The sequence below is a fragment of the Azotobacter vinelandii CA genome, assembly GCF_000380335.1.
GTDB lineage: Bacteria > Pseudomonadota > Gammaproteobacteria > Pseudomonadales > Pseudomonadaceae > Azotobacter > Azotobacter vinelandii.
This window is the reverse complement of sequence record NC_021149.1, coordinates 2,806,789-2,833,349: the sequence shown is the minus strand read 5'-3', so window position 1 is coordinate 2,833,349 and position 26,561 is coordinate 2,806,789. Positions and strand designations below refer to the sequence as shown.

The 26,561-nt window shown below is 66.2% G+C and carries 19 protein-coding genes, 1 pseudogene and 1 riboswitch; of the genes and pseudogenes, 13 read left to right on the top strand and 7 right to left on the bottom strand.

What is annotated here, in order from left to right:
- Positions 1-70: 70 nt before the first annotated feature.
- Positions 71-1,093 carry a protease SohB gene (sohB, locus tag AVCA_RS12545; RefSeq protein WP_175556027.1) on the top strand — a complete coding sequence of 341 codons (1,023 nt, stop codon included), beginning with the start codon at positions 71-73 and terminating at the stop codon, positions 1,091-1,093.
- 405 nt (positions 1,094-1,498) lie between these two features.
- Positions 1,499-2,866, top strand: a pseudogene (ltrA, locus tag AVCA_RS26415) (group II intron reverse transcriptase/maturase).
- A gap of 101 nt (positions 2,867-2,967) precedes the next feature.
- On the opposite strand, the gene AVCA_RS12535 reads toward ltrA, so the two are convergent.
- The 4 genes from AVCA_RS12535 to cfa all read right to left on the bottom strand — a co-directional run bounded on the left by AVCA_RS12535 (position 2,968) and on the right by cfa (position 6,720).
- A complete protein-coding gene (locus AVCA_RS12535) occupies positions 2,968-3,465 on the bottom strand; it encodes a DUF934 domain-containing protein (protein WP_012701315.1) in 498 nt (165 codons plus the stop codon).
- Positions 3,449-5,107 carry a nitrite/sulfite reductase gene (locus AVCA_RS12530; RefSeq protein ID WP_012701314.1) on the bottom strand — a complete coding sequence of 553 codons (1,659 nt, stop codon included), beginning with the start codon at positions 5,105-5,107 and terminating at the stop codon, positions 3,449-3,451. Before AVCA_RS12530 ends, AVCA_RS12535 begins: the two co-directional genes overlap by 17 nt.
- Positions 5,108-5,323: 216 nt before the next feature.
- Positions 5,324-5,500, bottom strand: coding sequence for a DUF2970 domain-containing protein (locus AVCA_RS12525; protein WP_175556026.1), 177 nt, complete (start codon positions 5,498-5,500; stop codon positions 5,324-5,326).
- A gap of 56 nt (positions 5,501-5,556) precedes the next feature.
- Positions 5,557-6,720 carry a cyclopropane fatty acyl phospholipid synthase gene (gene cfa, locus AVCA_RS12520; protein ID WP_012701311.1) on the bottom strand — a complete coding sequence of 388 codons (1,164 nt, stop codon included), beginning with the start codon at positions 6,718-6,720 and terminating at the stop codon, positions 5,557-5,559.
- Between the two features lie 226 nt (positions 6,721-6,946).
- Positions 6,947-7,079: riboswitch (cobalamin riboswitch) on the top strand.
- A gap of 106 nt (positions 7,080-7,185) precedes the next feature.
- On the opposite strand from cfa, the gene AVCA_RS12515 reads away from it, so the two are divergent.
- The 3 genes from AVCA_RS12515 to AVCA_RS12505 are packed head-to-tail and all read left to right on the top strand — an operon-like array spanning position 7,186 to position 12,232.
- Complete coding sequence (locus tag AVCA_RS12515) at positions 7,186-11,484, top strand: cobaltochelatase subunit CobN (protein ID WP_236616146.1); 4,299 nt, start codon at positions 7,186-7,188, stop codon at positions 11,482-11,484.
- Positions 11,485-11,486: 2 nt separating this feature from the next.
- Positions 11,487-11,939: a MotA/TolQ/ExbB proton channel family protein gene (locus AVCA_RS12510; protein ID WP_012701309.1), complete on the top strand. Its 453-nt coding sequence runs from the start codon at positions 11,487-11,489 to the stop codon at positions 11,937-11,939.
- Entirely contained in the window at positions 11,936-12,232 is a 297-nt protein-coding gene (locus AVCA_RS12505) for a DUF2149 domain-containing protein (protein ID WP_012701308.1), read from the top strand. The genes AVCA_RS12510 and AVCA_RS12505 overlap by 4 nt, the downstream gene beginning before the upstream one ends.
- A 167-nt stretch (positions 12,233-12,399) precedes the next feature.
- On the opposite strand, the gene AVCA_RS12500 is transcribed toward AVCA_RS12505, so the two are convergent.
- The 3 genes from AVCA_RS12500 to AVCA_RS12490 all read right to left on the bottom strand — a co-directional run bounded on the left by AVCA_RS12500 (position 12,400) and on the right by AVCA_RS12490 (position 16,612).
- Complete coding sequence (locus AVCA_RS12500) at positions 12,400-13,515, bottom strand: lactonase family protein (RefSeq protein ID WP_201765948.1); 1,116 nt, start codon at positions 13,513-13,515, stop codon at positions 12,400-12,402.
- A 208-nt stretch (positions 13,516-13,723) separates the two neighbouring features.
- Positions 13,724-15,259 carry a 2,3-bisphosphoglycerate-independent phosphoglycerate mutase gene (gene gpmI, locus AVCA_RS12495; protein WP_012701306.1) on the bottom strand — a complete coding sequence of 512 codons (1,536 nt, stop codon included), beginning with the start codon at positions 15,257-15,259 and terminating at the stop codon, positions 13,724-13,726.
- 453 nt (positions 15,260-15,712) lie between these two features.
- Positions 15,713-16,612, bottom strand: a complete 900-nt coding sequence (locus AVCA_RS12490; RefSeq protein WP_012701304.1) for a helix-turn-helix domain-containing protein — start codon at positions 16,610-16,612, stop codon at positions 15,713-15,715.
- 338 nt (positions 16,613-16,950) lie between these two features.
- Here AVCA_RS12490 and AVCA_RS12485 point away from each other — a divergent pair, with 338 nt between their 5' ends.
- From AVCA_RS12485 to tkt, 8 genes are all read left to right on the top strand, one after another.
- The gene (locus AVCA_RS12485) at positions 16,951-18,267 is read left to right on the top strand and encodes an ABC transporter substrate-binding protein (RefSeq protein WP_012701302.1); all 1,317 of its coding nucleotides are present in this window, start codon (positions 16,951-16,953) and stop codon (positions 18,265-18,267) included.
- 199 nt (positions 18,268-18,466) lie between these two features.
- Entirely contained in the window at positions 18,467-19,309 is an 843-nt protein-coding gene (locus tag AVCA_RS12480; protein ID WP_231876437.1) for a carbohydrate ABC transporter permease, read from the top strand.
- A gap of 11 nt (positions 19,310-19,320) precedes the next feature.
- Positions 19,321-20,154, top strand: coding sequence for a carbohydrate ABC transporter permease (locus tag AVCA_RS12475; protein ID WP_012701300.1), 834 nt, complete (start codon positions 19,321-19,323; stop codon positions 20,152-20,154).
- Positions 20,155-20,166: 12 nt separating this feature from the next.
- Positions 20,167-21,276, top strand: coding sequence for an ABC transporter ATP-binding protein (locus tag AVCA_RS12470; protein WP_012701299.1), 1,110 nt, complete (start codon positions 20,167-20,169; stop codon positions 21,274-21,276).
- A 123-nt stretch (positions 21,277-21,399) separates the two neighbouring features.
- A complete protein-coding gene (locus AVCA_RS12465) occupies positions 21,400-22,875 on the top strand; it encodes a mannitol dehydrogenase family protein (protein ID WP_012701298.1) in 1,476 nt (491 codons plus the stop codon).
- Between the two features lie 11 nt (positions 22,876-22,886).
- Positions 22,887-23,582 (top strand): HAD family hydrolase, encoded by a 696-nt coding sequence (locus tag AVCA_RS12460; RefSeq protein WP_236616144.1) that lies wholly within the window; start codon positions 22,887-22,889, stop codon positions 23,580-23,582.
- Positions 23,566-24,534, top strand: coding sequence for a transaldolase (gene tal, locus AVCA_RS12455; protein WP_012700804.1), 969 nt, complete (start codon positions 23,566-23,568; stop codon positions 24,532-24,534). Before AVCA_RS12460 ends, tal begins: the two co-directional genes overlap by 17 nt.
- Positions 24,531-26,561: a transketolase gene (gene tkt / locus AVCA_RS12450; RefSeq protein ID WP_050764380.1), complete on the top strand. Its 2,031-nt coding sequence runs from the start codon at positions 24,531-24,533 to the stop codon at positions 26,559-26,561. The genes tal and tkt overlap by 4 nt, the downstream gene beginning before the upstream one ends.

Below are 26,561 nucleotides of genomic sequence, written 5' to 3'. Positions count from 1 at the left end.
CGGTATGCTTGAGCGCTTCGACAACGCCTGAAGCCGGGCGTTTTGTTTGTGTCTTGAAAAGGGGATGGCTGTGGAGTTTTTTCTCGATTATGCCGGTTTTCTGGCCCAGACCGTGACAGTGGTGGTGGCCGTTCTGGTGATATTGGTCGCCATCGCGGTCTTGCGCAGCAGAAGCCGTCATCGGGGCGAAGGGCATCTCGAGGTGCACAGGCTCAATGATTTCTATAAGTCCCTGCGGGAAAGTCTAGAGCAGATAGTGCTGGACAAGGACCGCCTCAAGACCCGGCGCAAGGCGGAGGCCAAGGCCGAGAAACGGGAGCGGAAGGAGGGCAAGACGAAGCCCAGGCTTTTCGTGTTGGACTTCGATGGCGACATCCGGGCTTCCGCTACCGACAAGCTGCGTCATGAAGTGACGGCCGTGCTGAGCATGGCCAAGCCCGAAGACGAAGTCGTGTTGCGCCTGGAGAGCGGGGGCGGGTTGGTGCACAGCTATGGCCTGGCCGCTTCGCAATTGGTCCGTATCCGCCAGGCTGGTGTACCCCTGACCGTATGCGTCGACAAGGTGGCCGCCAGCGGCGGTTACATGATGGCTTGCATCGGTGATCGGATTCTTTCCGCGCCTTTCGCCATCCTCGGCTCCATCGGTGTGGTGGCGCAGTTGCCCAATGTGCATCGGTTGCTGAAAAGGCATGACATCGACTTCGAAGTGCTCACCGCCGGCGAGTACAAGCGCACTTTGACGGTATTTGGTGAGAACACCGAGAAAGGCCGGGAAAAGTTCCAGGAGGACCTGGAAACCACCCATGAGCTGTTCAAGAACTTCGTTGCCCGCTACCGGCCGCAATTGACCATCGATGAGATCGCCACCGGCGAGATCTGGCTCGGGCAGAGTGCGCTGGAGAAGCAACTGGTCGATGAGTTGATGACCAGCGACGAATACCTGGCGGCGAAGGCCGGCAGTGCGGAGCTGTTCCAACTGCATTACGCCGAAAGAAAGAGTCTGCAGGAGCGTTTCGGCTTGGGGGCTGCCCTGGCCGTGGACCGTGTGCTTCTGAACTGGTGGGAGCGCTTGAGTCGAAGTCGCTATCAGTGATCGAGAAGAAGCCCCGCCGAGCGGGGCTTCTTTCGTGCGCCCAGCATGGGCGCACTCTTGGAGGTGCAGTCCTCCCGTGAGCTGGCCACAGCGAACGAAGCGAAGCGCAACTGCGTAAGGGTGACCGAGCGTGGGGAGGAAGCGTGGAGCGAAACTGCGAGCCGATGGACAAGAACCGGATATGAGGCGCTGCCGAGCAGGGCGAGTGGGCGAGAAACCGCGAAGCTCTCGTGGCCAAGGTGAGGTGGCGTAAATCCTGCGGTTGTGCAGTGAAGGAGTGCGTTCTTACCTGGGGAGATCTCGCCTTATGCCTGAAAGAGCGACGGTGAATAGCCGGAGCGAAGAGTCAGCAGAGGCCGTAGTAGCCGTGAGGCGAAGGGCCGAACGAGAAGGAGCGTCAACGTCTTGTCGATGAGTCGTGCCATGCATCAGATGCCCGTGGAAACGGGGCGGGTCATGCAGTGTCGGGGTGAAGCCCCGTCACAGCCGTCCAGCGATGAAGCACACCTCCCGCGTCAAGGATCGGAGGACGCAGGGCGACGCCTGCTGGAGCAGGTTGTCGCAAAGGAGAACATGCAGCGCGCCTGGAAGCGCGTGAAGGCGAACAAGGGAGCCGCTGGGGTGGATGGGCTGGACATAGACCAGACCGAATCCCATCTCAGGCAGGTATGGCCGAGTATCCGACAGCAGCTGCTGATGGGAACCTACCAGCCATTATCGGTACGGCGCGTGTGCATACCGAAGCCAGACGGGAGTGAGCGTGAGCTGGGCATCCCCAGCGTGACCGACCGTCTGATCCAGCAGGCCCTGCTACAAGTGCTGCAACCGCTGATCGATCCCTCGTTCAGCGAGCACAGCCACGGGTTCCGGCCTGGTCGCCGGGCCTGGGACGCGGTTTTGTCTGCCCAGCGGTACGCTCAGGAAGGCTACTGCATCGTGGTGGACGTCGACCTGTCCCGGTTCTTCGACCGGGTCAACCACGACATCCTGATCGACCGACTGAGGAGGCAGGTGAACGACACCGGAGTGATCCGGCTGGTTCGGGCCTATCTGAATGCGGGGATCATGGATGGCGGTGTGGTGGTCGAACGATTGGAAGGCACGCCGCAAGGTGGGCCGCTGTCGCCACTGCTGGCCAACGTGCTGCTCGATGCGGTGGACAAGGAGCTTGAGCGCAGGGGACATCGCTTTGCCCGTTATGCCGACGACTGCAACGTCTACGTTCGCAGCCAGAAGGCGGGCGAGCGCGTGATGGCCCTGCTCAAACGCTGCTACGACAAGCTACGCCTGAAGATCAACGAATCGAAAAGCGCAGTGGCGGGCGTGTTTGGGCGCAGCTTCCTCGGCTACTGCTTGTGGCAAAACCGCGATGGCGAGGTGCGCCGTGGCGTATCGAAGAAAGCGCTGGAGGCGTTCAAGCAACGGATCAGGTAGTGTACTCGCCGCAATGGCGGGCGCAGCCTCGCCGAGGTGATCGAAAAGCTCCGCCGCTACCTGCCGGGATGGAAAGGCTACTTTAGCCTGGCGCAGATACCGCGAGTCTGGCGAAGATTGGACGAGTGGATACGGCGCAGGTTGCGTGCCCTCCAGCTCAAGCAGTGGCGGCGTGGTAAAACGATCTACCGAGAGCTGCTTCGTCTTGGTGCCAAGCAGGGTGTGGCGCAATCGGTGGCAGCGTTGAGCCGCCGTTGGTGGCATAACAGCCTGTCTGCTGGACATAATGTGTTGACGATTGCCTACTTTGATCGTCTGGGCTTACCACGCCTCTCCTGACCTCGACTTCTCGAACCGCCCGGTGCGGACCCGCATGCCGGGTGGTGTGGGAGGGGCGCGGCTCTGGCCGCCCCCTATCCCGATTTTCAGTGGGGCGAATCTCAGCCCTGGCGGCGGCGGAACAGCGGAGGCTGATCGGCGGCGGCCTGATAGCAGACCGAGAAGTCCTGCAAGCTCTGCAGGGCGTCATGGGGATCGCGGTCCGCGCGGATGGCGAAAGCATCGAAACCGCAGCGCTGCATGAAGAACAACTGATCGCGCAGCACGTCGCCGACGGCGCGGATCTCGCCCTGGTAGCCATAACGCTCGCGCAGCAGGCGGGCGCTCGAATAATGGCGGCCGTCGACGAAGCTGGGGAAGTTCAAGGCGATGACCTTGAAATGACCGAGGTCGCCGGCGATTTCCTCCACTTCCTCGTCGCTGTCCAGCCATATGCCCAGGCCACCGTCGCGGACCTTCAGGGCATGGGCGTGTTCGCGCCATAGCACCAGGGGGACGATCAGGTCGTCGGCGTTGGACAGGCCCTCGAGCGTGGCGTCCTTGTCCAGCAGATGCCAGGTTTCGTCGATCACCTGGCCGTTTTTAATGATTCGCTGCATAAACGCGCTCCTTGAACGGTTCGATGCCGATGCGGCGGAAGGTATCGATGAAACGCTCGTCCTCGACGCGCTTTTCCACATAGACGGTGATGATCTTCTCGATCACTTCGGCCATATCCTCCTGAGCGAAGGACGGACCGAGAATCTGCCCCAGGCTGGCGTCGCGGCCGGCGCTGCCACCGAGGGACACCTGATAGAACTCCGCGCCTTTCTTGTCGACGCCGAGGATGCCGATGTGGCCGATATGGTGGTGGCCACAGGCGTTCATGCAGCCGGAAATGTTCAGGTCGAGTTCGCCGATGTCGAACAGATAGTCGAGATCCTCGAAGCGACGCTGGATGGCTTCGGCGATCGGGATCGACTTGGCATTGGCCAGGGAGCAGTAGTCACCGCCCGGGCAGCAGATGATGTCGGTCAGCAGGCCGACATTGGGAGTGGCGAAACCCAGCTCGCGCAGTTCGCCCCACAGGTCGAACAGGCGGGCCTGCTCGACGTCGGCGAGGATGACGTTCTGCTGGTGGGAGTTGCGCACTTCGCCGAAGCTGTAGCGCTCGGCCAGATCGGCGAGGGCATCCAGCTGCTTGTCGGTGATGTCGCCGGGGGCGATGCCGGTGGGTTTCAGCGACAGGGTCACGGCGGCATAGCCCGGCTTCTTGTGAGCGAACACGTTGCGCGCGCGCCAGCGGGCGAAACCCGGGTGCTCGGCATCGAGACGGGCGAGGGCGGCCTCCTGGTCTTCGAGGAGCCGATAGGCCGGATCGACGAAGCAGCGGCTGACGCGCTCGACCTCCGCCTCGGTGAGGGTGCTCGGGCCGTCCTTGAGGTGGGCCCATTCGGCGTTGACCCGTTCGGCGAACACCTCGGGCGTCAGTGCCTTGACCAGGATCTTGATGCGCGCCTTGAACTTGTTGTCGCGGCGGCCATAGCGGTTGTAGACCCGCAGCACCGCATCCAGGTAGGTGAGCAGGTGCTGCCAGGGCAGGAATTCGTTGATGAAGGTGCCGACGATCGGCGTCCGGCCCAGGCCGCCGCCCACGGAGACGCGGAAGCCCAGTTCGCCTGCACCGTTGTGCACGGCCTCCAGGCCGATGTCGTGCACTTCGATGGCTGCACGGTCGCCCACGGCGCCGTTGACGGCGATCTTGAACTTGCGCGGCAGGAAGGCGAATTCCGGATGGAAGGTGGACCACTGGCGGATGATCTCGCACCAGGGACGCGGGTCCACCAACTCGTCATGCGCTACCCCGGCGAACTGGTCGGTCGTGGTGTTGCGGATGCAGTTGCCGCTGGTCTGGATGGCATGCATCTGCACCGTCGCCAGTTCGGCGAGGATGTCCGGGACATCCTCCAGCTCCGGCCAGTTGAATTGCACGTTCTGCCGGGTACTGATATGGGCATAGCCCTTGTCGTAGTCGCGGGCGATCCGGGCCAGCTTGCGCAGTTGCGGGGAGGAGAGCAGTCCGTAGGGCACGGCCACACGCAGCATGGGAGCGTAGCGCTGGATGTACAGGCCGTTCTGCAGGCGCAGCGGACGGAATTCCTCTTCGCTCAGCTCGCCGGCCAGGTAGCGACGGGTCTGGTCGCGGAACTGGCGGACCCGGTCCTCGATGATGTGTTGATCGTACTGGTCGTATACGTACATGAAGTGTCCTGTCGGTCAGGCTGCTTACGGCTTTTTTTGCGCGCGCGGCCGCGCACCGCTATTTCGGAGAAGCGGATTACGATATCAGCTCAGAGTTATACGTAAAAGTAATGTTTTTCTATAAAAGTAGAGTTTTTTGTTATTGTAAGTTGTACGGACGTGCTCTGGGGCGAGTCCGGGCCGAAGCGGCTTCCGGCCGAGACGAAAATGGGCCGTTCAGGACTGGGCCAGATGCAGGATCAGCCTGACCACCCCGATCAGGACCAGCACGAACAGGATGGTGGAGCCTATACCGAGCAGGATGAAATGGCTCGGCTTGCCCCTGGAAAAGTCCCGTGCCCGGTTCTCGCCGCTCTGTACGCCGAGGGCGGCGGCCAGCACGCTGCGCAGCATCTGCCGGAGCGTCAGGGGTTTGTCGTCGTCGTGCTTGTCGTCCACGGGCTCCGGCCTCAAAGCAGTGGGCGCCGGTAGCCGCCCGGCATGCCCTTCTTCGACAGCACGTACTGCCAGAGCTGGATGTTCCGGGCGCGGAAGGCGCCGGCACAGGACAGCAGGTAGTAGCGCCACATGCGCTGGAATCTTTCGCCCAGTTCGGCGGCGAAGCGCGGCCAGGCCGCCTCGAAGTTGGCATGCCAGGCCATCAGGGTCCTGTCGTAGTCGGCACCGAAGTTGTGCAGATCCTCGAGCACGAAAAGACTATCCAGCGCGTCGCCGATCTGCCCGAGGGAGGGCAGGTCGCCATTGGGGAAGATGTAGCGGTCGATCCAGGGGTCGGGAGTCGAGTGGCGTCGGTTCTTGCCGATGGTATGCAGGAGCAGCAGGCCATCGTCGGCCAGGCAGCGCGCGGCGACTTCGAAGAAGCACCGGTGGTTCTTGCGCCCCACGTGTTCGAACATGCCGACGCTGACGATGCGGTCGAAGCGCCCCTGGATTTCGCGATAGTCCTGCAGGCGGAATTCCACGGGCAGCCTGGCGTAACGTTCCCGGGCCAGGGCCTGCTGTTCCCGGGAGATGGTCACCCCGACGCACTGTACGCCGTAGCGTTCCGCGGCATAGCCCATGAAGCTGCCCCAGCCGCAGCCGATGTCGAGCACCCGCATGCCCCGTTCCAGGCCGAGCTTGCGGCAGATCAGCTCGAGCTTGGCCTCCTGGGCTCCGGCCAGATCGCCGGCATCTTTCCAGTAGCCGCAGGTGTAGGTCATGCGCGGATCGAGCATGGCCGCGTAGAAATCGTTGCCGAGATCGTAGTGGGTCTCGCCGACCTTCCAGGCACGTCGGCGATTCTGCCGGTTGAGCAGGCGCGAGCGCAGGGTGTGGAAGATCAGTCGTGCCGGCTTCACCTGGCGGTCGATGTCGGCGCGCAGCAGGCGGAAGAAGAACTCGTCCAGCCGTTCCGCCTCCCAGGCGCCTTCCATGTAGGCTTCGCCCAGTCCCAGGTTGCCCTGGGCGAAGACCCGCTCGGGCACGCCGCCGGCCTTGAGCTGCATGTCCCAGGGACGATTGCCGCCAATGCGGATGTCGGCCTGTTGCAGCAGCTCGACCGTCAGGCGGTGCAGCCCGGAGTCCCGGGAGAGGTAGTCGGACCCTGCGTCGAATGTGAATTCTCTGCTCATGCTTATCCCATCCTTGCCTGGCTCTGGCGGAGCAGTTCCGAGTGGTATCTCGAAATCGAAAGCTGCCGGTTGCCGACCGAGGCAATTCATCCACGCAAAGTCAGATTAGGCAGGGACTGGCAGGACGGCCAATAATCCGTAGCAAAGACTCTGGAAAGCCGCCAGCGAGACGGCCTTGCCCCAGCGCTGTCCGCCGCGTAAGGTGGCGCCCCTGCCGGCCTCGGGCCGGCGACATGGAGAACGCGGTGCCCGGATCGAGGTCCGGGATAAATGGGAAGTCAGTCCAAGCTGACGCTGCCCCCGCAACGGTGGGGCCGTTCCACGGCCGAGCCCGACACCAGCCCGTTCTCCCGAAGCAGGTCGCGGTGGGCGGCCGTGCGGTCGCCAGCCATGGCCGTTCCGGCGCCTTGCCGCCGGTGGTGCGTCCGTTTCCTCTGCCCATCGCCTTTCGATCCGGGATTGGGCATGCCATCTCTACTTTTTTTTCGCCGTTTCGGCCTGGCTGTGCTGCTCGGGCTGCTCGCCCCCTGGGCCTCGGCGACGCAACTGAACACCATCGTTTCCCGCTACAGCGCCGCCGAGTTCGCCGGCGCGGCCGCACAGTTCCAGCGAGATAATCCGCAGTGGCGGATCAGTGCGCGCACCCCGGAGCAACTCGCCGAACTCGATGAGTCGGCGCTGCGCGTCTGGCTGGGCGAGGGCCGGGCGCTGCTCGGCGTCGGCCTGTTCGGCGCCGAGGTGGAGCGCCTGGGCGCGTTGCTCGGCCAGGTCGCGCCGGCGGACAGCTTTCTCATGCATAGCGAGCACGCCCTGGTGCAGCTCAGTCGCAGTCGCGGGCAGCCGCTGTTCGATTCGCGCGAGACGGTCGAGACCCTGGGGCGGCTGCGCCCGCAAGGCGAGCTGGCCGGCTGGATCGCCCGCCGGCAGGCCGAACATCCGCGCCAGGCCGACTGGATCGCCGCGCGCAGTTATTGGCAGGCCGGCGGCATCGACAATATCGCCGGCCTGCTGGCCTGGCTGGCGGCCCGGCACGATCCGGGCGTGGCGGTGCCGGCCGTGCGGGCGCGCCCGCCGCTGCGCTTTTACCAGCAGGGAGCCTTGCGCGGCGAGGACGAACTGGCCTTCTCCGGCGACGCGCTGGTCGCGGTGATCGATCATGGCCGCGCCGACCGTGCCGGCGACCGCGAACTGAACGACGCCATCTGCCGGCGCCTGGAAAGCCAGGGCCTGGCCTGCGTCAGCCTGTTCGCCGACTGGGGGCCGGGCTCGCTGGCAGCGGTGCGCTGGCTGAAGGAGGGACGGCATCCGCCGCTCGCCGCCATCGTCGTGCTGCAGGATTTCGTGGTCGGCGGTGGCGAAGGCCGCGAGGAAGTCACCGGGCTGTTCGAGCGCTTGAACGTGCCGGTGCTCAAGGGCCTGCGCCTGGAGGATCGCGACGAGACCGGCTGGCAGTTGTCCGGCGACGGCCTGGCACGCGACAAGGTGCACTACCAACTGGCCATGTCCGAGCTGCAGGGCAGCGGCCAGGCCATGGTGCTGGCGGCCTGGCACGAGCGCCAGGACGATCCGCTGTCGGGCATCCGCTTCGGCGTCGCCACGCCGCTGCCGGCGCAGCTCGATGCCTTCGCCGCGCGCATCCGGCGCTGGTGCGTGCTGCAGCAGAAGGCCAATGCGGACAAGCGCCTGGCCATCGTCTATTACAATCACCCGCCGGGCCGGCACAACATCGGCGCGGATAATCTCGACGTACCGCAATCGCTGTTCGAGATCCTCACCCGGCTCAAGGCCGATGGCTACGATACCGGTCCGCTGCCCGAGTCGCCGACGGCGCTGCTCGACCTGCTGCAGGAGCGTGGCGTCAACTTGCCGGAGCAGGGCGATGCCCTGACGGCCATGGCGGACAAGGTGCAGACCCTGAGCGCCGGGGATTACCGGCGCTGGTTCGAAACCCTGCCGGCGGCGCTGCGAGCGGAGATGGTGCAAGGACCATTGGGTTACTGGCACGCCCAACTGCGCCGCGCCCTGGACAGCGGCCGCAGCGAGATCGCTCGCGGGCTCTTCGAGAGCGGTTCCGGCGAACTGCATCACGTGCTGGACGGCGTGGTCCATCCGGCGCGGCAGCGCGCCCTGGATCTGCTGGCCCAGCTCGAAGCGATTTACCGCGCCGCCCTGGACGCGCCGGGACAAGCCGACTGGGCGCAGGCCGAGAGGCTGGTGCAGGCGCTCGCCGCCACCGGCATCGAAGGACTGCGCGGCTGGGGCGAGGCGCCGGGACGGGTGATGGTGCAGGGCGAGCGCCTGCTGCTGCCGGGCATCCGCTTCGGCAAGGTGTTCGTCGGCCCGCAGCCGCCGCGCGGCTGGGAGATCGACCAGGAACTGCTGCACGCCAACCTGGTGTTCCCGCCGCCGCACCAGTACCTGGCTTTCTACCACTGGCTGCGCGACGATTTCCGCGCCGATGCGCTGATCCACCTCGGCCGGCACTCTACCTACGAGTTCCTGCCGCGCCGGCGCGCCGGGCTGAGCGACGAGGACTACCCGATGCAGGTGGTCGGCGACCTGCCGAGCATCTACCCCTATATCGTCGATGGCGTCGGCGAGGGCATCCAGGCCAAGCGTCGCGGTCTGGCGGTGATGATCGACCACCTGACCCCGCCGCTGGTGGCCACCCCGCTGTACGACGACCTGCTGCGCCTGCGCCAACTGATCGAGAGCTTCGAGGCCGGCAGCGGCCAGGTGGACGGCCCGGCGCGACGCGCGACCATCGCCGAGATCCGCCGGCTGATCGGCAGCGCCGGGCTCGAGCCGGAGCTGCGCCAGTCGATGGCCGAGCCGCTGGCGGCACGCGGCATCGGTTTCGAGCAGGCCGACGACGACCTGCTGGTGCACGAACTCGGCCACTACCTGACCGCCATCCAGGAGCGCTTCATGCCCATGGGCCTGCACGTGTTCGGCAAGCCCTGGCGGCAGGAGGCAGTGGACACCCTGGTCAGGTCCATGGGCGAGGGCGGCGAGGCCTTCCGCCCGGCGCTGGTCGACTCGCCGCGGGCCGAGATGGCGGCGTTGCTCAATGCACTGAACGGCCGCTTCGTCGCTCCCGGCAAGGGCAACGACCCGATCCGCACCCCCGAGGCATTGCCGACCGGGCGCAACTTCCACGCCCTCGACAGCAGCCTGCTGCCCAGCCGCATCGGCTGGCGCATCGGCAGCGAGATGGCGGCCAAGGCGCGGGCGCGCCCGCTGCCGGCGGATGGCCGTGAGGCGGTGATCCTCTGGGCCTCGGACACGGTGCGCGACGAGGGTGCGATGATCGCCTTCGGCCTCGCTCTGCTCGGCATCGAGCCGCAGTGGAACAGTCGCGGCATCGTCGAGGGCATCCGCCTGCGCGAGCTGGCGCCGGGCGAGCAACGCCGCGACCTGCTGTTCACCACCTCCGGGCTGTTCCGCGACCTCTACGCCGACCAATTGGCCCTGCTCGAACGCGCCGTGCTACTGGCGCTGAATGCCTCCGCCGAGCGCATCCGCCGCGACTACCCGGCCCTGCGCCCGGCGCTGGCCGAGGCGCTGGCACCCTTGCAGGGCGCGGGCGAGGGCGGCGGCGAGAGCCTGGAGGGCAACCGGGTGGCGGCGCACTGGGTGGAGGACGCCGCCGGGCGGCTCAAGAGCGGCCTGTCCGCCGGCGAGGCCGGGCGTCTGGCCGCGTTGCGCCTGTTCGGCGTGGCGCCCGGCGCCTACGGGGCCGGCATCAACCGGCTGGTCGAGCGCTCCGGCAGTTGGCAGGAGCGCGGCGAACTGGCCCGCGCCTACGTCACCCGCATGGGCCACGCCTACGGCCTAGAGCGGCAGGGCGAGGCGGCGCAGGCGGCTTTCGCCGACAACCTCAAACAGGTGCGGCGCACCTACCTGGGCCGCTCCAGCAACCTCTACGGGCTGATGGACAACAACGACGCCTTCGACTACCTCGGCGGCCTGAGCCTGGCGGTCGAGCAACTCTCCGGGCAGGCGCCGGAGAACTTCGTCGCCTGGCACAACGATCCGGCCCAGGTGCGCTTGCAGCCGCTGCCGCAGGCGCTCCTGGCCGAACTGCGCGGGCGCTTTCTCAATCCGGCCTGGATCGAGGCGCTGATGCGCCACGACTACGCCGGCGCGCGCACCATGGGCAGCGAGTTCCTCGAATACCTCTGGGGCTGGCAAGTGACCAACCCGGAGATCATCGGCGACAGTGTCTGGGAGGAGGTCAAGGCGGTGTACCTCGACGACCGCTACCAACTCGGCCTGGCCGACTTCCTCGAACGGGGGCCGAACGTCCATGTGAAGAGCAACATGCTGGCGCTGATGCTGGTGGCGATCCACAAGGGCTTCTGGCAGGCCGACGAGGCCACCGTCCGCCAGCTCGGCGAGCGCTTCGCCCGTCTGGTCGACGCCCACGGCCTGCCGGGCAGCGGCCATACCCGGCCGGATCATCCGATGCTGCAGTGGCTGCTGCCGCAGTTGCCGGCCGAGCTGCGCGCCGGTCTCGAACGGCGCCTGCGGGCCGCGCAGTTGCCGACGTCCGAGGCCAAATCGCCGAGCACACTCAGCGAGTTACAGCCGGCAGCACAAGACGAGGCGGCCGAACAGGACGAGCAGGCAGAGGCCGACAAGGGGAAAAACCTGGCTCAGGCGGCGGATGAGCACCTCTGGCTGGCGCTGGCCGGCCTGATGCTGCTGCTCGGTCTGGGGATCTGGCGCGGGCGTGGCCCGCGCGTTGCGAAAGGAGTGTGAGGATGCTGGACAGCGCGATCTTCGCCTGGATTCACCAACTGGTCGGCTGGCTGCTGGAGCCGGTCACCGTCGCCATGCTGGCGCTGCTGGCACTGGCGATCTGGGACGTCGGCGTGGCCTGCGGCGAGCGTTTCGGCGGCCTGGCGCGCTGGCGCCTGTTGCCGGCGGCCGAGGTCGAGCGGCGCGCCAGGCGGCGCCTGGAGCGTTCCGACCTGATCGCCCGGCTGGGGCCGATTCTCGGCCTGATGGGCACCCTGATCCCGCTCGGCCCAGGGTTGGCGGCGCTTGGCGAGGGCGACCTCAAGGTGCTCGGCGTGGCCATGCGGGTGGCCTTCGACGCCACCGTCATGGGCCTGCTCGGCGGCATGGCCGGCTTCGTGCTCGGCCGCCTGCGTCGGCGCTGGTACGACGAACTGCTGGACGCCATGGAGCGCGAGACGGAGGGAGCACGATGAGGCGCTGGCGATCGAGCCGTTTCGACGAGGTGGACACCGACCCGCTCGGCTCGGTGGCCAACCTGGTGGATCTTATGCTGGTGTTCGCCTGCGGCCTGCTGGTGGCGCTGGCCGCGCGCACCGACCTGCTGGCCCGGCTCGCTGCCGAGCGCCAGCCGCTGGCGGTGGAGCGCGGCCGCGAACTGCCGCGTCTGCCGGAAAGCGTCGAGGGGAGCGCCGGCCAGGGTCTGGAAAGTGTCGGCCAGGTCTACCGCGATCCGAAGACCGGCAAGCTGATCCTGATCGGCAAATAGCCGGCGGGGTTCCGGCCGCCGCCTTCAGGGCACATCTAAAAACTACCTGCGTGGTCATCGCTGCGTTAAAAACAGGCTCAAAATGCTATTTACAGCTCGTAAACTCCGCTTTTTCGCCTGTTTTTGCCTTGCGCTGACTGCCTCGCCTACGTTTTTAGAGGTGCCCTTCAGGGGCTGCTGGCGAACTTCAGGTCGGATGGCGACGGGAAGGGCAGGCTCTGGGTGATCCTGCCCGCCTTGCCGGTGTCCGGGTCGCGCTCCATGACGACGATCGCATTGCTGTTCTGGTTGGCGACCAGGATGAAGCGGCCGCTCGGATCGAAGGTGAATTCGCGCGGTTCTTCGCCCTGCACCGAATGCCGCGAAACCACGCTGAGACGCCCGTCGTCCGGATCGATCCGCAAGACCACCAGCTCGTTGGCGGTGCCGCGGTTGGTCGCGTAGAGGAAGCGGCCGTCCGGCGAGACGTGCAGGGCGGCGGCCTTGCTCTGGCCCTGGAAACCCTCGGCGGCGAGCGCGACGTTCTGCTTGGGCGTGAGTTTGCCGTCGGCATAGTCGAAGACAGCCACGCTTCCCTGCATCTCCAGGGTCAGGTAGGCCTGCTTGCCGTCCGGGCCGAACACCAGGTGGCGGGGCCCCGAGCCTGGCGGCAGTTCGACGAAGGGCTGCGCCTCGTTGGCGCTGAGCGGATGCTCGGGATGGGCCGCCGGGTCGTAGCGGTAGACGTAGATCCGGTCGGCGCCGAGGTCCTGGGCGAACACATAGCGCCCGTCCGGCGACTCGACCGCCGAATGCACGTGGGGCGACTGCTGGCGCTCGGGGTGGGCTTGGCTGGCACGGTGGGTCTTGACCTGGCTGACCGGCTGGAGACGGCCATCGGCATCCACCGGGATCACCACCAGGGTACCGCCCGGATCGGCCGCCACCGAATAGTTGGAGACGAACAGGTGCGTGCCGTCGTGGCTGACGCTGAGGTGCGCCGGTTCGCTGCCGAGCGACTTCACCTCGTTGATCTTTTCCAGGCTGCCCTTGGCCGTGTCGACGCGGTAAGAGGTGACGCGGCCGACGATGTCGCGTTGGCCCGGACCGTTCTCGTTGACCGCGAACAGATACTTGCGGTCGGGGGAAAAGGCCAGCCAGCTGGGGTTTTCCGTTTTCACCACCTGCAGCGGCTCGCGGGAGAGGGTCCCGCTACGGCTGTCGAAGTTGTGTACGTAGATGCCCTCGCTGGGGCCGGCGGTATAGCTGCCGATCCACAGCGGATAGGTGTTTTCCGTCGCCATGCCGGCGAAGGGAAGGGCTGCGAGCAGGCAGACTGCAGCGGCACGCTGCGATGTCGTTTTCGTCATCTGGGGGGATTCGCCTTCGGAGTCTTGTTGTTGTGGCCGGGCCGTGCGCCGGCCCTGGCCGGCGCATACGTGGACGGAATGTCCCTCCTAGCAGGATGGCATGGGCCCGGGCATGCCATCCGTTTTTCCGTGAAGCTCGGCCTCAGGCCGGCTCGACCAGCGGCCGGCCGGTCATTTCCCGCGGCTGCGGCAGGTCGAGCAGCTTCAGCATGGTCGGCGCCACGTCGGCCAGCACACCGCCCGCGCGGATGCGCAGCGCGCGCTTGCCCACGTAGATGAAGGGCACCGGCTCGCAGGTGTGCGCGGTGTGCGCCTGGCCGGTGCTTTCGTCGCGCATCTGCTCGACGTTGCCGTGGTCGGCGGTGATCAGCGCCTCGCCGCCGACCTTCTCCAGCGCCGCGACGATGCGCCCGAGGCTGGCGTCCAGGCATTCCACTGCCTTGACCGCCGCCTCGAATACCCCGGTGTGGCCGACCATGTCGCCGTTGGCGTAGTTGGCGATGATCACGTCGTAGCGCCGGTTTTCAATGGCCTCGACCATGCGCTCGGTGACTTCCGGCGCGCTCATCTCCGGCTTGAGGTCGTAGGTGGCGACCTGCGGCGAGGGGATCAGGATGCGTTCCTCGCCCGCGAACGGCTCCTCGCGGCCGCCGGAGAAGAAGAAGGTGACGTGGGCGTACTTCTCGGTCTCGGCGATGCGCAACTGGGTCTTGCCGTTGTTCGCCAGGTACTCGCCGAGCACGTTGGTCAGTTCCGTCGGCGGGAAGGCGCAGGGCGCCGGGATGCTCGCCGAATACTGGGTGAGGGTGACGAAGCCGGCCAGCCGCGGCACGTGCGGGCGCTCGAACTCCTTGAAATCGGCCTCGACGAAGGTGCGGCTCAGTTCGCGGGCGCGGTCGGCGCGGAAGTTCATGAACACCACGGCGTCGCCGTCTTCCACGCGCACCGGCGCGCCGATGGCGGTGGCCTTGACGAACTCGTCGCTCTCGTCGCGGGCGTAGGCGGCCTGCAGGCCGGCCGCGGCGGTTTCGGCGGCGTATTCGGCCTTGCCGTCGACGATCAGCCGGTAGGCCTGTTCGATGCGGTCCCAGCGGTTGTCGCGGTCCAGGGCGAAGTAGCGGCCGATCAGCGTGGCGATGCGGCCCTTGCCGAGCCGGGCGAAGCAGGCATCGAGCGTCAGGAGAGGGCTCAGGGCGCTTTTCGGCGGGGTGTCGCGGCCGTCGAGGAAGGCGTGCAGGTAGATCTTCTCGGCACCGCGCCGCACGGCCAACTCGGCCATGGCGGCGATGTGGTCCTGGTGGCTGTGCACGCCGCCTTCGGAGAGCAGGCCGAGGATGTGCACCGCCTTGCCGGCGGCGACCGCGCGGTCGACGGCGGCGCAGATGGCCGGGTTGTCGAAGAACTCGCCGTCCTGGATGGCCTTGGTCACCCGGGTGAAGTCCTGGTAGAGCACGCGGCCGGCGCCGAGGTTCATGTGGCCGACCTCGGAGTTGCCCATCTGGCCGTCGGGCAGGCCGACGTCCATGCCGGAGCCGGAGATCAGGCCGTGGGGGCAGGTGGCGAGCAGGCGGTCGTAGACCGGGGTGCGGGCGGCGTGAATGGCGTTGTGAGCAGGGCTATCACTGTGGCCGAAGCCGTCGAGGATGATGAGGACCAGCGGTTTGGGCAAGGCAGTCATGTTGCGACCCTCCTGGGAAGGCGAAGGCTGGGGGAGGGCCCGGTGGCCGGGCGCCTCGGGTTTCGATGGTGGGATGCGGTTCCCGGTTGGCGTGCGCGGGCGTGCCCCGGACCGGACGAAGGGCAGCTTTGGGGCAGAGTGGATCTGCGCCGCTGGCCGTGGCATGCGTTCACGCGTGATCGAGCACGGACCGGATTTCATAGGCACTGGCGAGCGATGCGGGCTTGCATGCGTGTTCTTATTGGTTTTGCGTAATTTTACGTAAATTTATTGGTTTTCAAGCCGGGTGGTCAAGTTTATATACGGTTTATTACGAATCTGAAGCGATTCAGCCATTCGCCGGATGCCGCCATGGAATGGGGCCCGTTCCACTATCGAGCGCCGCAGGCTGCGCAGTGGCGGAAACGGGCCGATGGGATGGCACGAAACCTTGGCCGACCGGCGATCGCCTGCCTAAGCGAGCCAGCGGGCGACGCCCGCCAGTTTGCGATAGTCGGATGGTGTCATGGCCTTGAGCGCCATGAAGTGGCGATTGAAGTTGGAGATATTGGTGAAGCCCACTTCGAAGCAGATATTGGTGATTGGCAGGTCGCTGTGCGCCAGCAGGTCGCAGGCGCGGGTGATGCGCAGGCTGTTGACGAACTCGACGAAGCGCCGGCCGGTCGCCTGGCGGAAAAACCTGGAGAAGTAAGTGGGCTGCATGCCGAGTTCCTCGGCGACCTCCTCCAGGCTCAGGTTCTCGTGGTAATGATCGAAGATGTAGTTGACCGCCTGGTTCACGCGCTGCTGGTTCCTTTCGCCGCCGATGCTCAGATAATGCTCGCTGGACAGCAGTTGGTAGCGGTCCGCCTTGGCGAGAAGACTCATGATCGACAGGAAATGGGCCAGGCACTCCAGTCCGCTGGAAGTCGCTATTTTCTGCATCAGGCGATGCGCTTCGCCGATGGTGTCGTTTCCCTGGAACTCTATGCCGAACCTGGCCCGTTGTAACAGGGTGTCGAGTTCGGTGAACTCCGGCAGGACATTGCGCGCGGTCTGGATCATGTCGTCGGTGAATACGACGACCATGTCCCGTTCCGGATAAATATCCTGCTCTTCCGTATGGCTGATCCAGTTATGCGGAAGGTTGGGTCCGGTCAGAATCAGATTTCCCGGATAGAAGTTGCCGATATAGTCGCCGACGAATACCTTGCCGCTGCTGTGGGTAATCAGATGCAACTCGTATTCCTTGTGATAGTGCCAGCAGACCAGCGGGTCCGGGAAGCCATGTTCACGATAGAGGATCGAGCTGTGTTCCTTGGGATTGATCAGTTCGTAGGAGGGGGATGATTGACGTCTGGCTCTGTTGTTCATCTTCTTTGGATTGGTTTCTTGTCGAGACGCACACGCCATAAACATAGATAAAGAAATTTGGCTTGTACACTTTGTTTTTTCGGTGCCGGCTGCGGGATTTTATAACTAATTGATTTATTGGTTTTTATTTTCCAGGAGTGAGGTTTCGCTCCGCCTTCGACGCTTTTCACGGTGCAAAAAAGTACAGGTTTTGAGGCGGTTATGAGTTTGTTCCGACGAGGGCGGCCGGGTGTAATTCCTCTCACCCTTGCTCCCCGTCGAACGATAGCGATTCGGGGGAGGGTCACAATAAAGATAAGAACGGGCCGATCGCACGATCGGCGCAGGAGTGAACAATAATGAAGTATCCATTGATCCCGGCCGTGCTTGCGCTTTCCATTACGCTTTCATCCCAGGCTTCCAATGCCGCTACCACGGTAACCATAGGTACCGTCAATAACGCCGACATGATCCTCATGCAGCAACTTTCCGAGGAATTCGAGCGTTCTCATCCGGATATCGATCTGAAGTGGGTGGTTCTCGAAGAGAACACCCTGCGCCAGCGCCTGACTACCGATATAGCCACCAAAGGCGGCCAATTCGATGTGGCGACGATCGGTTTATATGAAACCGGTATCTGGGGCGCGCGCGGCTGGCTGACTGCGCTGGAGAATCTGCCGGCCGATTACGCGCTCGACGATATTCTGCCGGCGGTGCGCGACGGTCTGTCCGTCGACGGCAAGCTGTATGCGCTGCCGTTCTATGCGGAAAGTTCGATGACCTACTACCGCACCGATCTGTTCGAGCAGGCAGGCCTGTCGATGCCGGAGCAGCCGACCTGGGAGCAGATACGCGATTTCGCCAAGGTATTGCACAAGCCGGAGCGGGAGCAATATGGCATCTGCCTGCGCGGCAAGGCTGGCTGGGGAGAAAACATGGCCCTGGTTTCCACCCTGGCGAACGCCTTCGGTGCCCGCTGGTTCGACGAAAAGTGGCGGCCGGAATTCACTGGCGCCGAATGGAGCGGCGCCATCGGTTTCTATGTGGATCTGCTCGGGAACTACGGACCGCCGGGGGCCTCCACCAACGGTTTCAACGAAAACCTCGCCCTGTTCAATTCCGGCAAATGCGCGCTATGGGTGGATGCCACGGTCGCCGGCTCCTTCGCCATCGACAAGAGCCAGAGCAAGGTGAGCGAGAGCGTCGGCTTCGCGCTCGCGCCGAAGCAGGTGACCGACAAGGGGACCAGTTGGCTCTGGGCCTGGTCCCTGGCGATCCCGGCCAGTTCCGATGCCAAGGAGGCCGCCACCGAGTTCGTCACCTGGGCCACCTCCAGGGACTACAGCCGGCTGGTCGCCGAAAAGGCCGGCATCACCGCCATTCCACCGGGGACGCGGCAGTCCACCTATGCCCTTGAATCCTACATGCAGGCCGCGCCTTTCGCACGCAAGACGCTGGAGTCGCTGAACCGGGCCAATCCACGCGACGCCACGCTCAAGCCGGTTCCCTATACCGGCATCCAGGTGGTGTCCATCCCCGAGTTCCAGTCGATCGCCACGCAGGTCGGCAAGCTGGTTTCCGGCGCACTGACGGGCCAGATGTCGGTCGAGCAGGCGATGAAAAGCGCCCAGTCGCTGACCGAGCGGGAAATGAAACGCGCCGCTTATTACAAATGAGCCGTCGGGTCGGGAGCACCGTCGCTCCGACCGCATTCTCCCGGCATCCGCAAAGAGGTCATTCATGAATATCTCAGGTCTGCAATCCGGGCTGACCCGGCTTGCGCAGCGAGTCAGTTCCCAGAAAGGGCGTTTTCCCGGCGCCTCGAACCAGCAACCCGGCACCGTCTCGGAGCACTCCAGGCGCATCGGACTGGCCATGGTTTCGCCGTCCGTGGCAGTGCTGCTGGCCTGGATGGTCGTGCCGCTGGCCATGACCCTCTGGTTCTCGCTGCTGCGCTACAACCTGCTCTATCCGGGCGAGAGCGATTTCGTCGGTCTCGAAAACTTCTACTACTTCCTGACCGACGAAGGCTTCGCGGCCGGCGCCTTGAACACCTTCCTGCTGGTCGTATCGGTACTGGCGATCAGCGTCGTCTCCGGCGTGCTGATCGCCGTGCTGGTCGACGGCCCCTTCTGGGGCCGCGGGGTGGTGCGCGTGCTGCTGATCTCACCCTTCTTCATCATGCCCACGGTCAGCGCCCTGGTGTGGAAGAACCTGCTGCTGCATCCGGTGTCGGGCGTGCTCGCCGCGCTCTGGCGCTTCTTCGGCGCGGAGCCGGTCGACTGGCTCGCGGAATACCCCCTCGAAACCATCATCATGATCGTCTCCTGGCAGTGGATTCCCTTCGCCGTGCTGCTGCTGATGACGGCGATGCAGTCGCTCGACCAGGAGCAGAAAGACGCGGCCCGCCTCGACGGCGCCGGAGCGCTGGCCACCTTCTGGCATATCACTCTGCCGCATCTGGCTCGCCCGATCGCCGTCGTGGTGATGATCGAGACCATCTTCCTGTTGTCGATCTTCGCCGAGATCTTCACCACCACCGGCGGCGGACCCGGCTACGAAACCACCAATCTGGCGTTCCTGATCTACACCCAGGCGTTGCTGCAGTTCGACGTCGGCATGGCCTCGGCCGGTGGCCTGGTCGCCGTGGTGATCGCCAATGTCGCCGCTTTCTTCCTGGTTCGGATGGTCGGCAAGAGCCTGACCGACAAGGCCTGAGGGAGTCCATCATGTTGACACTGAAACAGACGCGCAGCCTGCGTACGCTGGTGCTCGGCAGCCTGGCCTGGCTGCTCGCCCTGACCCTTTTCTTCCCGATCTTCTGGATGGTGCTGACCAGCTTCAAGACCGAGGTCGAGGCTTTCGCGACGCCGCCGCAACTGTTCTTCAGCCCGACGCTGGAGAACTACCTGCATATCGACAGCCGCAGCGACTATTTCCACTTCGCCTGGAACTCGCTGGTGATTTCCTTCGGCTCGACGCTCGCCGGCATGCTGCTGGCGGTGCCGGCGGCCTATTCGATGGCTTTCTTCGAAACCCGGCGCACCAAGTCGACGCTACTGTGGATGCTCTCCACCAAGATGCTGCCGCCGGTCGGCGTGCTGGTGCCGATCTACCTGCTGTTCAAGAGCGCCGGCCTGCTCGATACCCGCCTGGGACTGGTGATCGTCTACACCCTGATCAACCTGCCGATCATGGTCTGGATGGTGTACACCGCCTTCAAGGAAATCCCCAAGGACATCCTCGAAGCGGCCCGTCTCGACGGCGCCACCACGACCCAGGAGATCTGCCGCGTGCTGCTGCCGATCAGCAAGGGCGGGCTGGCTTCGACCATCCTGCTGTCGCTGATCCTGTGCTGGAACGAGGCTTTCTGGTCGCTGAACCTGACCTCTTCCGCGGCCGCGCCGCTGACCGCGCTGGTCGCCTCCTATTCGAGTCCGGAAGGACTGTTCTGGGCCAAGCTATCCGCCGTTTCGACGCTGGCCTGCGCCCCCATTCTCATCTTCGGCTGGCTGTGCCAGAAGCAACTGGTCCGTGGCCTTTCCTTTGGCGCCGTGAAGTAAGAGGTTATTCCCATGTCCGATCTGACAATAAAAAATCTGAAGAAGGGCTTCGATGGAACCGAAATCATCAAGGGCATCGATCTGGAAATCAAAGATCATGAGTTCGTGGTGTTCGTCGGACCTTCCGGCTGCGGCAAATCCACACTGCTGCGCTTGATCGCCGGCCTCGAGGAGGTGACCAGCGGCCACATTCATCTCGATGGCCAGGACATCACCGATGTCGCCCCGGCCAAGCGTAACCTGGCGATGGTGTTCCAGACCTATGCGCTCTATCCGCACATGTCGGTGAGCAAGAACATGTCCTTCGCGCTGAGCCTGGCGGGCGCCGACAAGGCCGAGATCGAGCGCAAGGTGAAAGAGGCGGCGCGCATCCTCGAACTCGAACACCTGCTGGAGCGCAAGCCGAAGGCGCTCTCCGGCGGGCAGCGCCAGCGGGTGGCGATCGGCCGCGCCATCGTGCGCCATCCCAAGGTGTTCCTGTTCGACGAGCCGCTTTCCAACCTCGATGCCGCGCTGCGCGTCCAGATGCGCCTCGAACTGGCGCGGCTGCACAAGGAGCTGAACGCGACCATGATCTACGTGACCCACGACCAGGTCGAGGCGATGACCCTGGCCGACAAGGTCGTGGTCTTCAACGGCGGCCGTGTCGAGCAGGTGGGCAGTCCGCTGGAGCTGTACCACCATCCGCTGAACCAGTTCGTCGCCGGCTTCATCGGCACGCCGAAAATGGCCTTCCTCGGCGGCTCGGTCAAGGCGGCGGACGCCTCGGGCGTCACCGTCGCGCTGGCCTGCGGGCCCGAGTATTGCCTGCCGCTCGATGGCAGCGCGCTGAAGGCGGGCGACAGGGTGACGCTCGGCGTGCGCCCCGAGCATCTGCAGATCGCCGCTGCGGAGCACAGTCCGTTCAAGGTGCGGCTCGATGTGTCCGAGCATCTCGGCGCGGACACCTATTGCTACGTGCGGACAGAGAGCGGCGAGCTGTTGACGGTACGCGCGCCCGGCGATTTCGCCGGGCAGTTCGGCGAGCGGGCGAGCCTGATCCCGGACCTGGCCCACTGTCACCTGTTCGATGCCGACGGCCGCACCCTGCCCAAACCGGGAGCATCGGCCAGAGCGGCCTGATTTCCCCACACGACCCTTTCCCTTTTTGGAGGCGCGCCTGCGGGCGCGCCGGGAGCCCCGTTGCCTGACGAAAGGCCGGGTTTTCCGATCTCAGACGGGCCCTGGCGGCCAGAGGTACGAAACATGAAACTGAATAGCGAAAATCTGTCGCAGCTCTCACAGTCCGTCCTGCGTCCGGCGTATGACCGCGGGCAGATCGGGCAGGGGATCGTGCACATCGGCGTGGGCGGTTTTCACCGCGCCCACCAGGCGGTCTATACCGAGATGCTGCTCAATCGGGGCAAGGCAGGCGAGTGGGGCATCTGCGGGGTCGGCCTGCGCCCGGAAGATCGCGGCATGCAGGAGGCGCTGGCCTCCCAGGACTATCTCTACACCCTCTACGAGCTGGGCGACGGCAGCGATACGCAGATCCAGGTGGTCGGCGCCATCGTCGATTTCCTGCTGGCCGACGACGATGCCGAGGCGCTGATCCGCAAGCTCGCCGATCCGGCAACCCGGATCGTCTCGCTGACCATCACCGAAGGGGGCTACTGCACCGACGACAGCACCGGCCAGTTCAATGCCGACTTGCCGCAGATCCGCCATGACCTGGCCAATCCGCAGCGGCCGCGGACGGTATTCGGCTTCCTGAGCGAGGCCCTGGCCCGGCGCCGGGCGGCGGGCATCGAGCCGTTCACCGTGATGTCCTGCGATAACCTGCCGCACAACGGTCGGGTCGCGCGCAACGCCCTGCTGGGGTTCGCCAGGCTGCGCGACGCCGGGCTCCACGACTGGATCGCTGGCAAGGTCAGCTTCCCGAATGCCATGGTCGACCGGATCACGCCGATGACCAGCGATGCGCACCGTGTCCGGCTGCGCGAGGAAACCGGTATCGAGGACGCTTGGCCGGTGGTGGCCGAGCCTTTCCTGCAGTGGGTGGTGGAGGACGATTTCTGCAACGGCCGTCCGGCCTGGGAAGAGGTCGGCGTGCAGTTCACCGAGGATGTCACGCCTTACGAGGCGATGAAGATCCGCCTGCTCAACGGCAGCCACCTGGCGATGGCCTATCTCGGCGCCCTGCTCGGTCATCGCCACGCGCACGAGGCGATGCAGGATGGGCAACTGCGGGACTACGTCCGCGCCTACATGGACCGGGATGTCACGCCGCTGCTGGCCGAAGTGCCCGGCATCGATCTGGCGGAATACAAGGACACCTTGATCGAGCGTTTTTCCAATACCGCGATCTGCGACCAGGTCAGCCGGCTGTGCTCCGACGGCTCGTCCAAGTTCCCGAAGTTCGTGCTGCCGACCCTGCTGGAGCAGATCGAGGCGGGGGCGCCGTTGCAGCGCACCGCGCTGATCGTCGCCGCCTGGTGCCACTACCTGCGCGGCATCGACGAGCGGGGCGAGACCTACCCGATCCCCGATCCGCGTGCCGCCTGGCTGCGGGAGGCGGCCTGCGTCGAGGAGCGCCTGGTCGAGACTTTCCTGGGGCTGGAGGAGGTGTTCGGGCACGAGATCCCGGCTTCCGAAGCCTTCGTCGCCGCCTTCCGCCTGCAGCTCGAACGCCTGCGCTCGCTCGGCGTGCGCGCCACGCTCGAACTGACGATGGCGGAATAGAGGCAAGCAACATGGATATGCAGTACGCGATCTTCGACATGGACGGCCTGCTGATCGATTCGGAACCGCTGTGGATGTCGACCCAGGCCGCGCTGTTGCACGAGCTGTACGGGATCGCGCCCGGCACGCAGGACCTGCACGCCTGGAAAGGCGTCAGCAGCCGGGCCTTCTGCGAGGACATGGCCCGCCTGCATGCCGGACGGGGCGTCGAGGCCGGAACGCTGTTCGAGGCGCTGATCGCGCGCATGGGACGGGCGATCGTCGAGGCGCCGCTGATGCCGGGCGCCGTCGAACTCATCGCCTGGCTGCGCGAGCGGCACGTCGGGCTGGCGATCGCGTCCTCCTCGCCGCTGCCCTTCATCGCGGCGGTGGTGCGCCGGCACGCGCTGCCGATCGCCGTGTTCGCCTCCGGCACCGAGGTGCCGCGTTCCAAGCCGCATCCGGCGGTCTTCGAACTGGCGGCCGAGCGCCTGGGCGCGCAGCGGCACCAGTGCCGGGTCTGGGAAGACTCGCTCAACGGCGTGATCGCCGCCAGGGCCGCCGGCATGCCGGTGGTGGCGGTGCCGGACCCGGCCCATCCCGGCGCGGAGCGCTTCGCCATCGCCGACCGGGTCCATCGCACGCTGCACGAAAGCCTGGCCGAGCTGAACGCCGCGGACCCAGGAACACCAACCATCAAGAGCCCGAATCATGTCCAACCTGCTTGAACAATTGAGACAGCACAGCATCGTGGTGGCGGACACCGGCGATCTCGAGGCGATCCGGCGTTTCGCGCCCGAGGACGCCACCACCAACCCCTCGCTGATCCTCAAGGCCGTCCAGTCCGGCCAGTACGACGGCCTGGTCGCCCGGGTCCTCGGCGAGGTGGGCGGCGCCCGCAGCCCCGAGGCGGCCGTCGACGACGCCTGCGACCGCCTGGTGGTCGCCCTGGGCGAGCGGATCCTCGCATCCGTGCCGGGGCGCGTCTCCACCGAGGTGAACGCGCGGCTCTCCTTCGACCGCGAGGCGAGCATCGCCAAGGCGCGCCGCCTGGTCGGGCTGTACGAGGCGGCCGGCATCGGCCGCGAGCGCATCCTGATCAAGCTGGCCGCCACCTGGGAGGGAATCCGCGCCGCGGAGGTGCTGGAGAAGGAGGGGATCCCGTGCAACCTGACGCTGATCTTCGGCTTCGCCCAGGCGCGCGCCTGCGCCGAGGCGGGCGTCCACCTGATCTCGCCCTTCGTCGGCCGCATCCTCGACTGGTACCGCCAGGCCGACCCGGCAACCGCCTATGCGCCCGCCGAGGAGCCGGGCGTGCGCTCGGTGCGGCGGATCTTCGACTATTTCCGGCGCCACGCTTATCCGACCGTGGTCATGGGCGCGAGCTTTCGCAACGTCGGCGAGATCCTCGCGCTGGCCGGCTGCGACCGGCTGACCATCAGCCCGGCGCTGCTGGAGGAACTCGCCGCCAGCGAAGGCGTGCTGGCGCCGGCGCTGGCCGATACGGGCGAACGCGAGGCCCGCCCGGCGCAGCGGCTCGGCGAGGCCGAGTTCCGCTGGCAGATGAACGAGGACGCCATGGCCACCGAGAAGCTGGCCGAAGGCATCCGCGGCTTCGAGGCCGATCAACTGAAACTGGAGGCGCTGCTGCGCGCCCGACTCGCCGGAGGTGTGGCATGACCCAGAACCTGAAACCGGGCCGACGCGCCCTGGCCAATGCCATCCGCGTCCTGAGCATGGATGCGGTGGAACGGGCGAACTCCGGCCATCCCGGCGCCCCCATGGGCATGGCCGATATCGCCGAAGTGCTCTGGAACGGCCACCTGCGCCACAACCCGGGCAACCCCCGCTGGCCCGACCGCGACCGCTTCGTGCTCTCCAACGGGCACGGCTCGATGCTGCTCTACAGCCTGCTGCACCTCTCCGGCTACGACTTGCCGGTCGAGGAGCTCAAGCGCTTCCGCCAGTTGCATTCGCGCACTCCCGGGCACCCGGAGTACGGCTACACGCCGGGGGTGGAGACCACCACCGGTCCGCTCGGCCAGGGGCTGGCCAACGCCGTCGGCATGGCCCTGGCCGAGCGGCTGCTGGCGGCGGACTTCAACCGCCCGGGACAGGCGATCGTCGACCACCGCACCTACGCCTTCGTCGGCGACGGCTGCCTGATGGAGGGCATCTCCCACGAGGTCTGCTCGCTGGCCGGCACCCTGGGACTCGGCAAGCTGATCGTGTTCTACGACGACAACGGCATCTCCATCGACGGTGAGGTCGCGGGCTGGTTCAGCGACGACACGCCGGCGCGCTTCCGCGCCTACGGCTGGCAGGTCGTCGAGGCGGTCGACGGCCACGACGCCAGCGCGCTCGAGGCGGCGCTGGCGGCGGCCAAGGCCGATACGGAGCGGCCGACGCTGATCTGCTGCAAGACCACCATCGGCTTCGGCGCGCCGACCAAGGCCGGCAGCCACGACTGCCACGGCGCCCCGCTGGGCGGCGAGGAGATCGCCGCGGCCCGCGAGGCGCTGGACTGGCCGCACGCGCCCTTCGAGGTGCCCGCGCAGATCGCCAGGGCCTGGGACGCGCGCGAGCGCGGGGCGGCGCTGGAGCGGGACTGGCGACAACGCTTCGACGACTACGCGCGGGCCTACCCGGCGCTGGCCGCCGAGCTGGAGCGGCGCCTGGCCGGCGAGCTGCCGGCCGACTGGGGCGCGCGGCGCGACGCGCTGATCGCCGGCTGCCAGCAGGCGGCGCGCGAGCTGGCGACCCGCAAGAGCTCGCAGCAGGTCCTGGAAGCGCTGGGCCCGCTGCTGCCGGAACTGCTCGGCGGCTCGGCGGACCTGGCGCCCTCGAACCTGACCCGCTGGTCCGGCTCCCGCTCGGTCGGCGGCGAGGCGCCCGGGGGCAACTACATCCACTACGGGGTGCGCGAGTTCGGCATGAGCGCGATGATGAACGGGCTGGCGCTGCACGGCGGTTTCATTCCCTACGGCGGCACCTTCCTGATGTTCATGGAATACGCCCGCAACGCCGTGCGCATGGCCGCGCTGATGAAGCTGCGCGCGGTGTTCGTCTACACCCACGACTCGATCGGCCTGGGCGAGGACGGCCCGACCCACCAGCCGGTCGAACAGCTCGCCAGCCTGCGCCAGACGCCGAACCTGGAAACCTGGCGGCCCTGCGACGAGACGGAGACCGCGGTGGCCTGGTGCGCGGCGCTCGAACGGCGGGACGGCCCGTCGGCGCTGGTGCTGTCGCGGCAGAACCTGCCGGCCGCGGCGCGCGACGCCGGGCAGCGCGCGGCCATCGAGCGCGGCGCCTATGTGCTGCTCGACTGCCCGGGCACGCCGGAGCTGATCCTGCTGGCGTCCGGCTCCGAGGTGGCGCTGGCGCTGGCGGCGGCGCAGGCGCTGGGCGAGGCGGGCCGGGCGGTCCGCGTGGTGTCGGTGCCGTGCCTGGAGCGTTTCGAGCGGCAGGCGGCGGACTACCGCGAGGCGGTGCTGCCGTCCGCGGTGCGGGCCCGCGTCGCGGTCGAGATGGCGCGTCCGGAGAGCTGGCACCGCTACGTGGGTCTCGACGGCGCGGTGCTCGGCATGGAGGGGTTCGGCGAGTCGGCGCCGGCGGCGGAGCTGTTCCGGCATTTCGGCTTCAGCGTCGAGAACCTGCTCGCCAGGGCGCAGGCCGTGCTGGCCGGGCTGGAGGGGAGGGCGTAG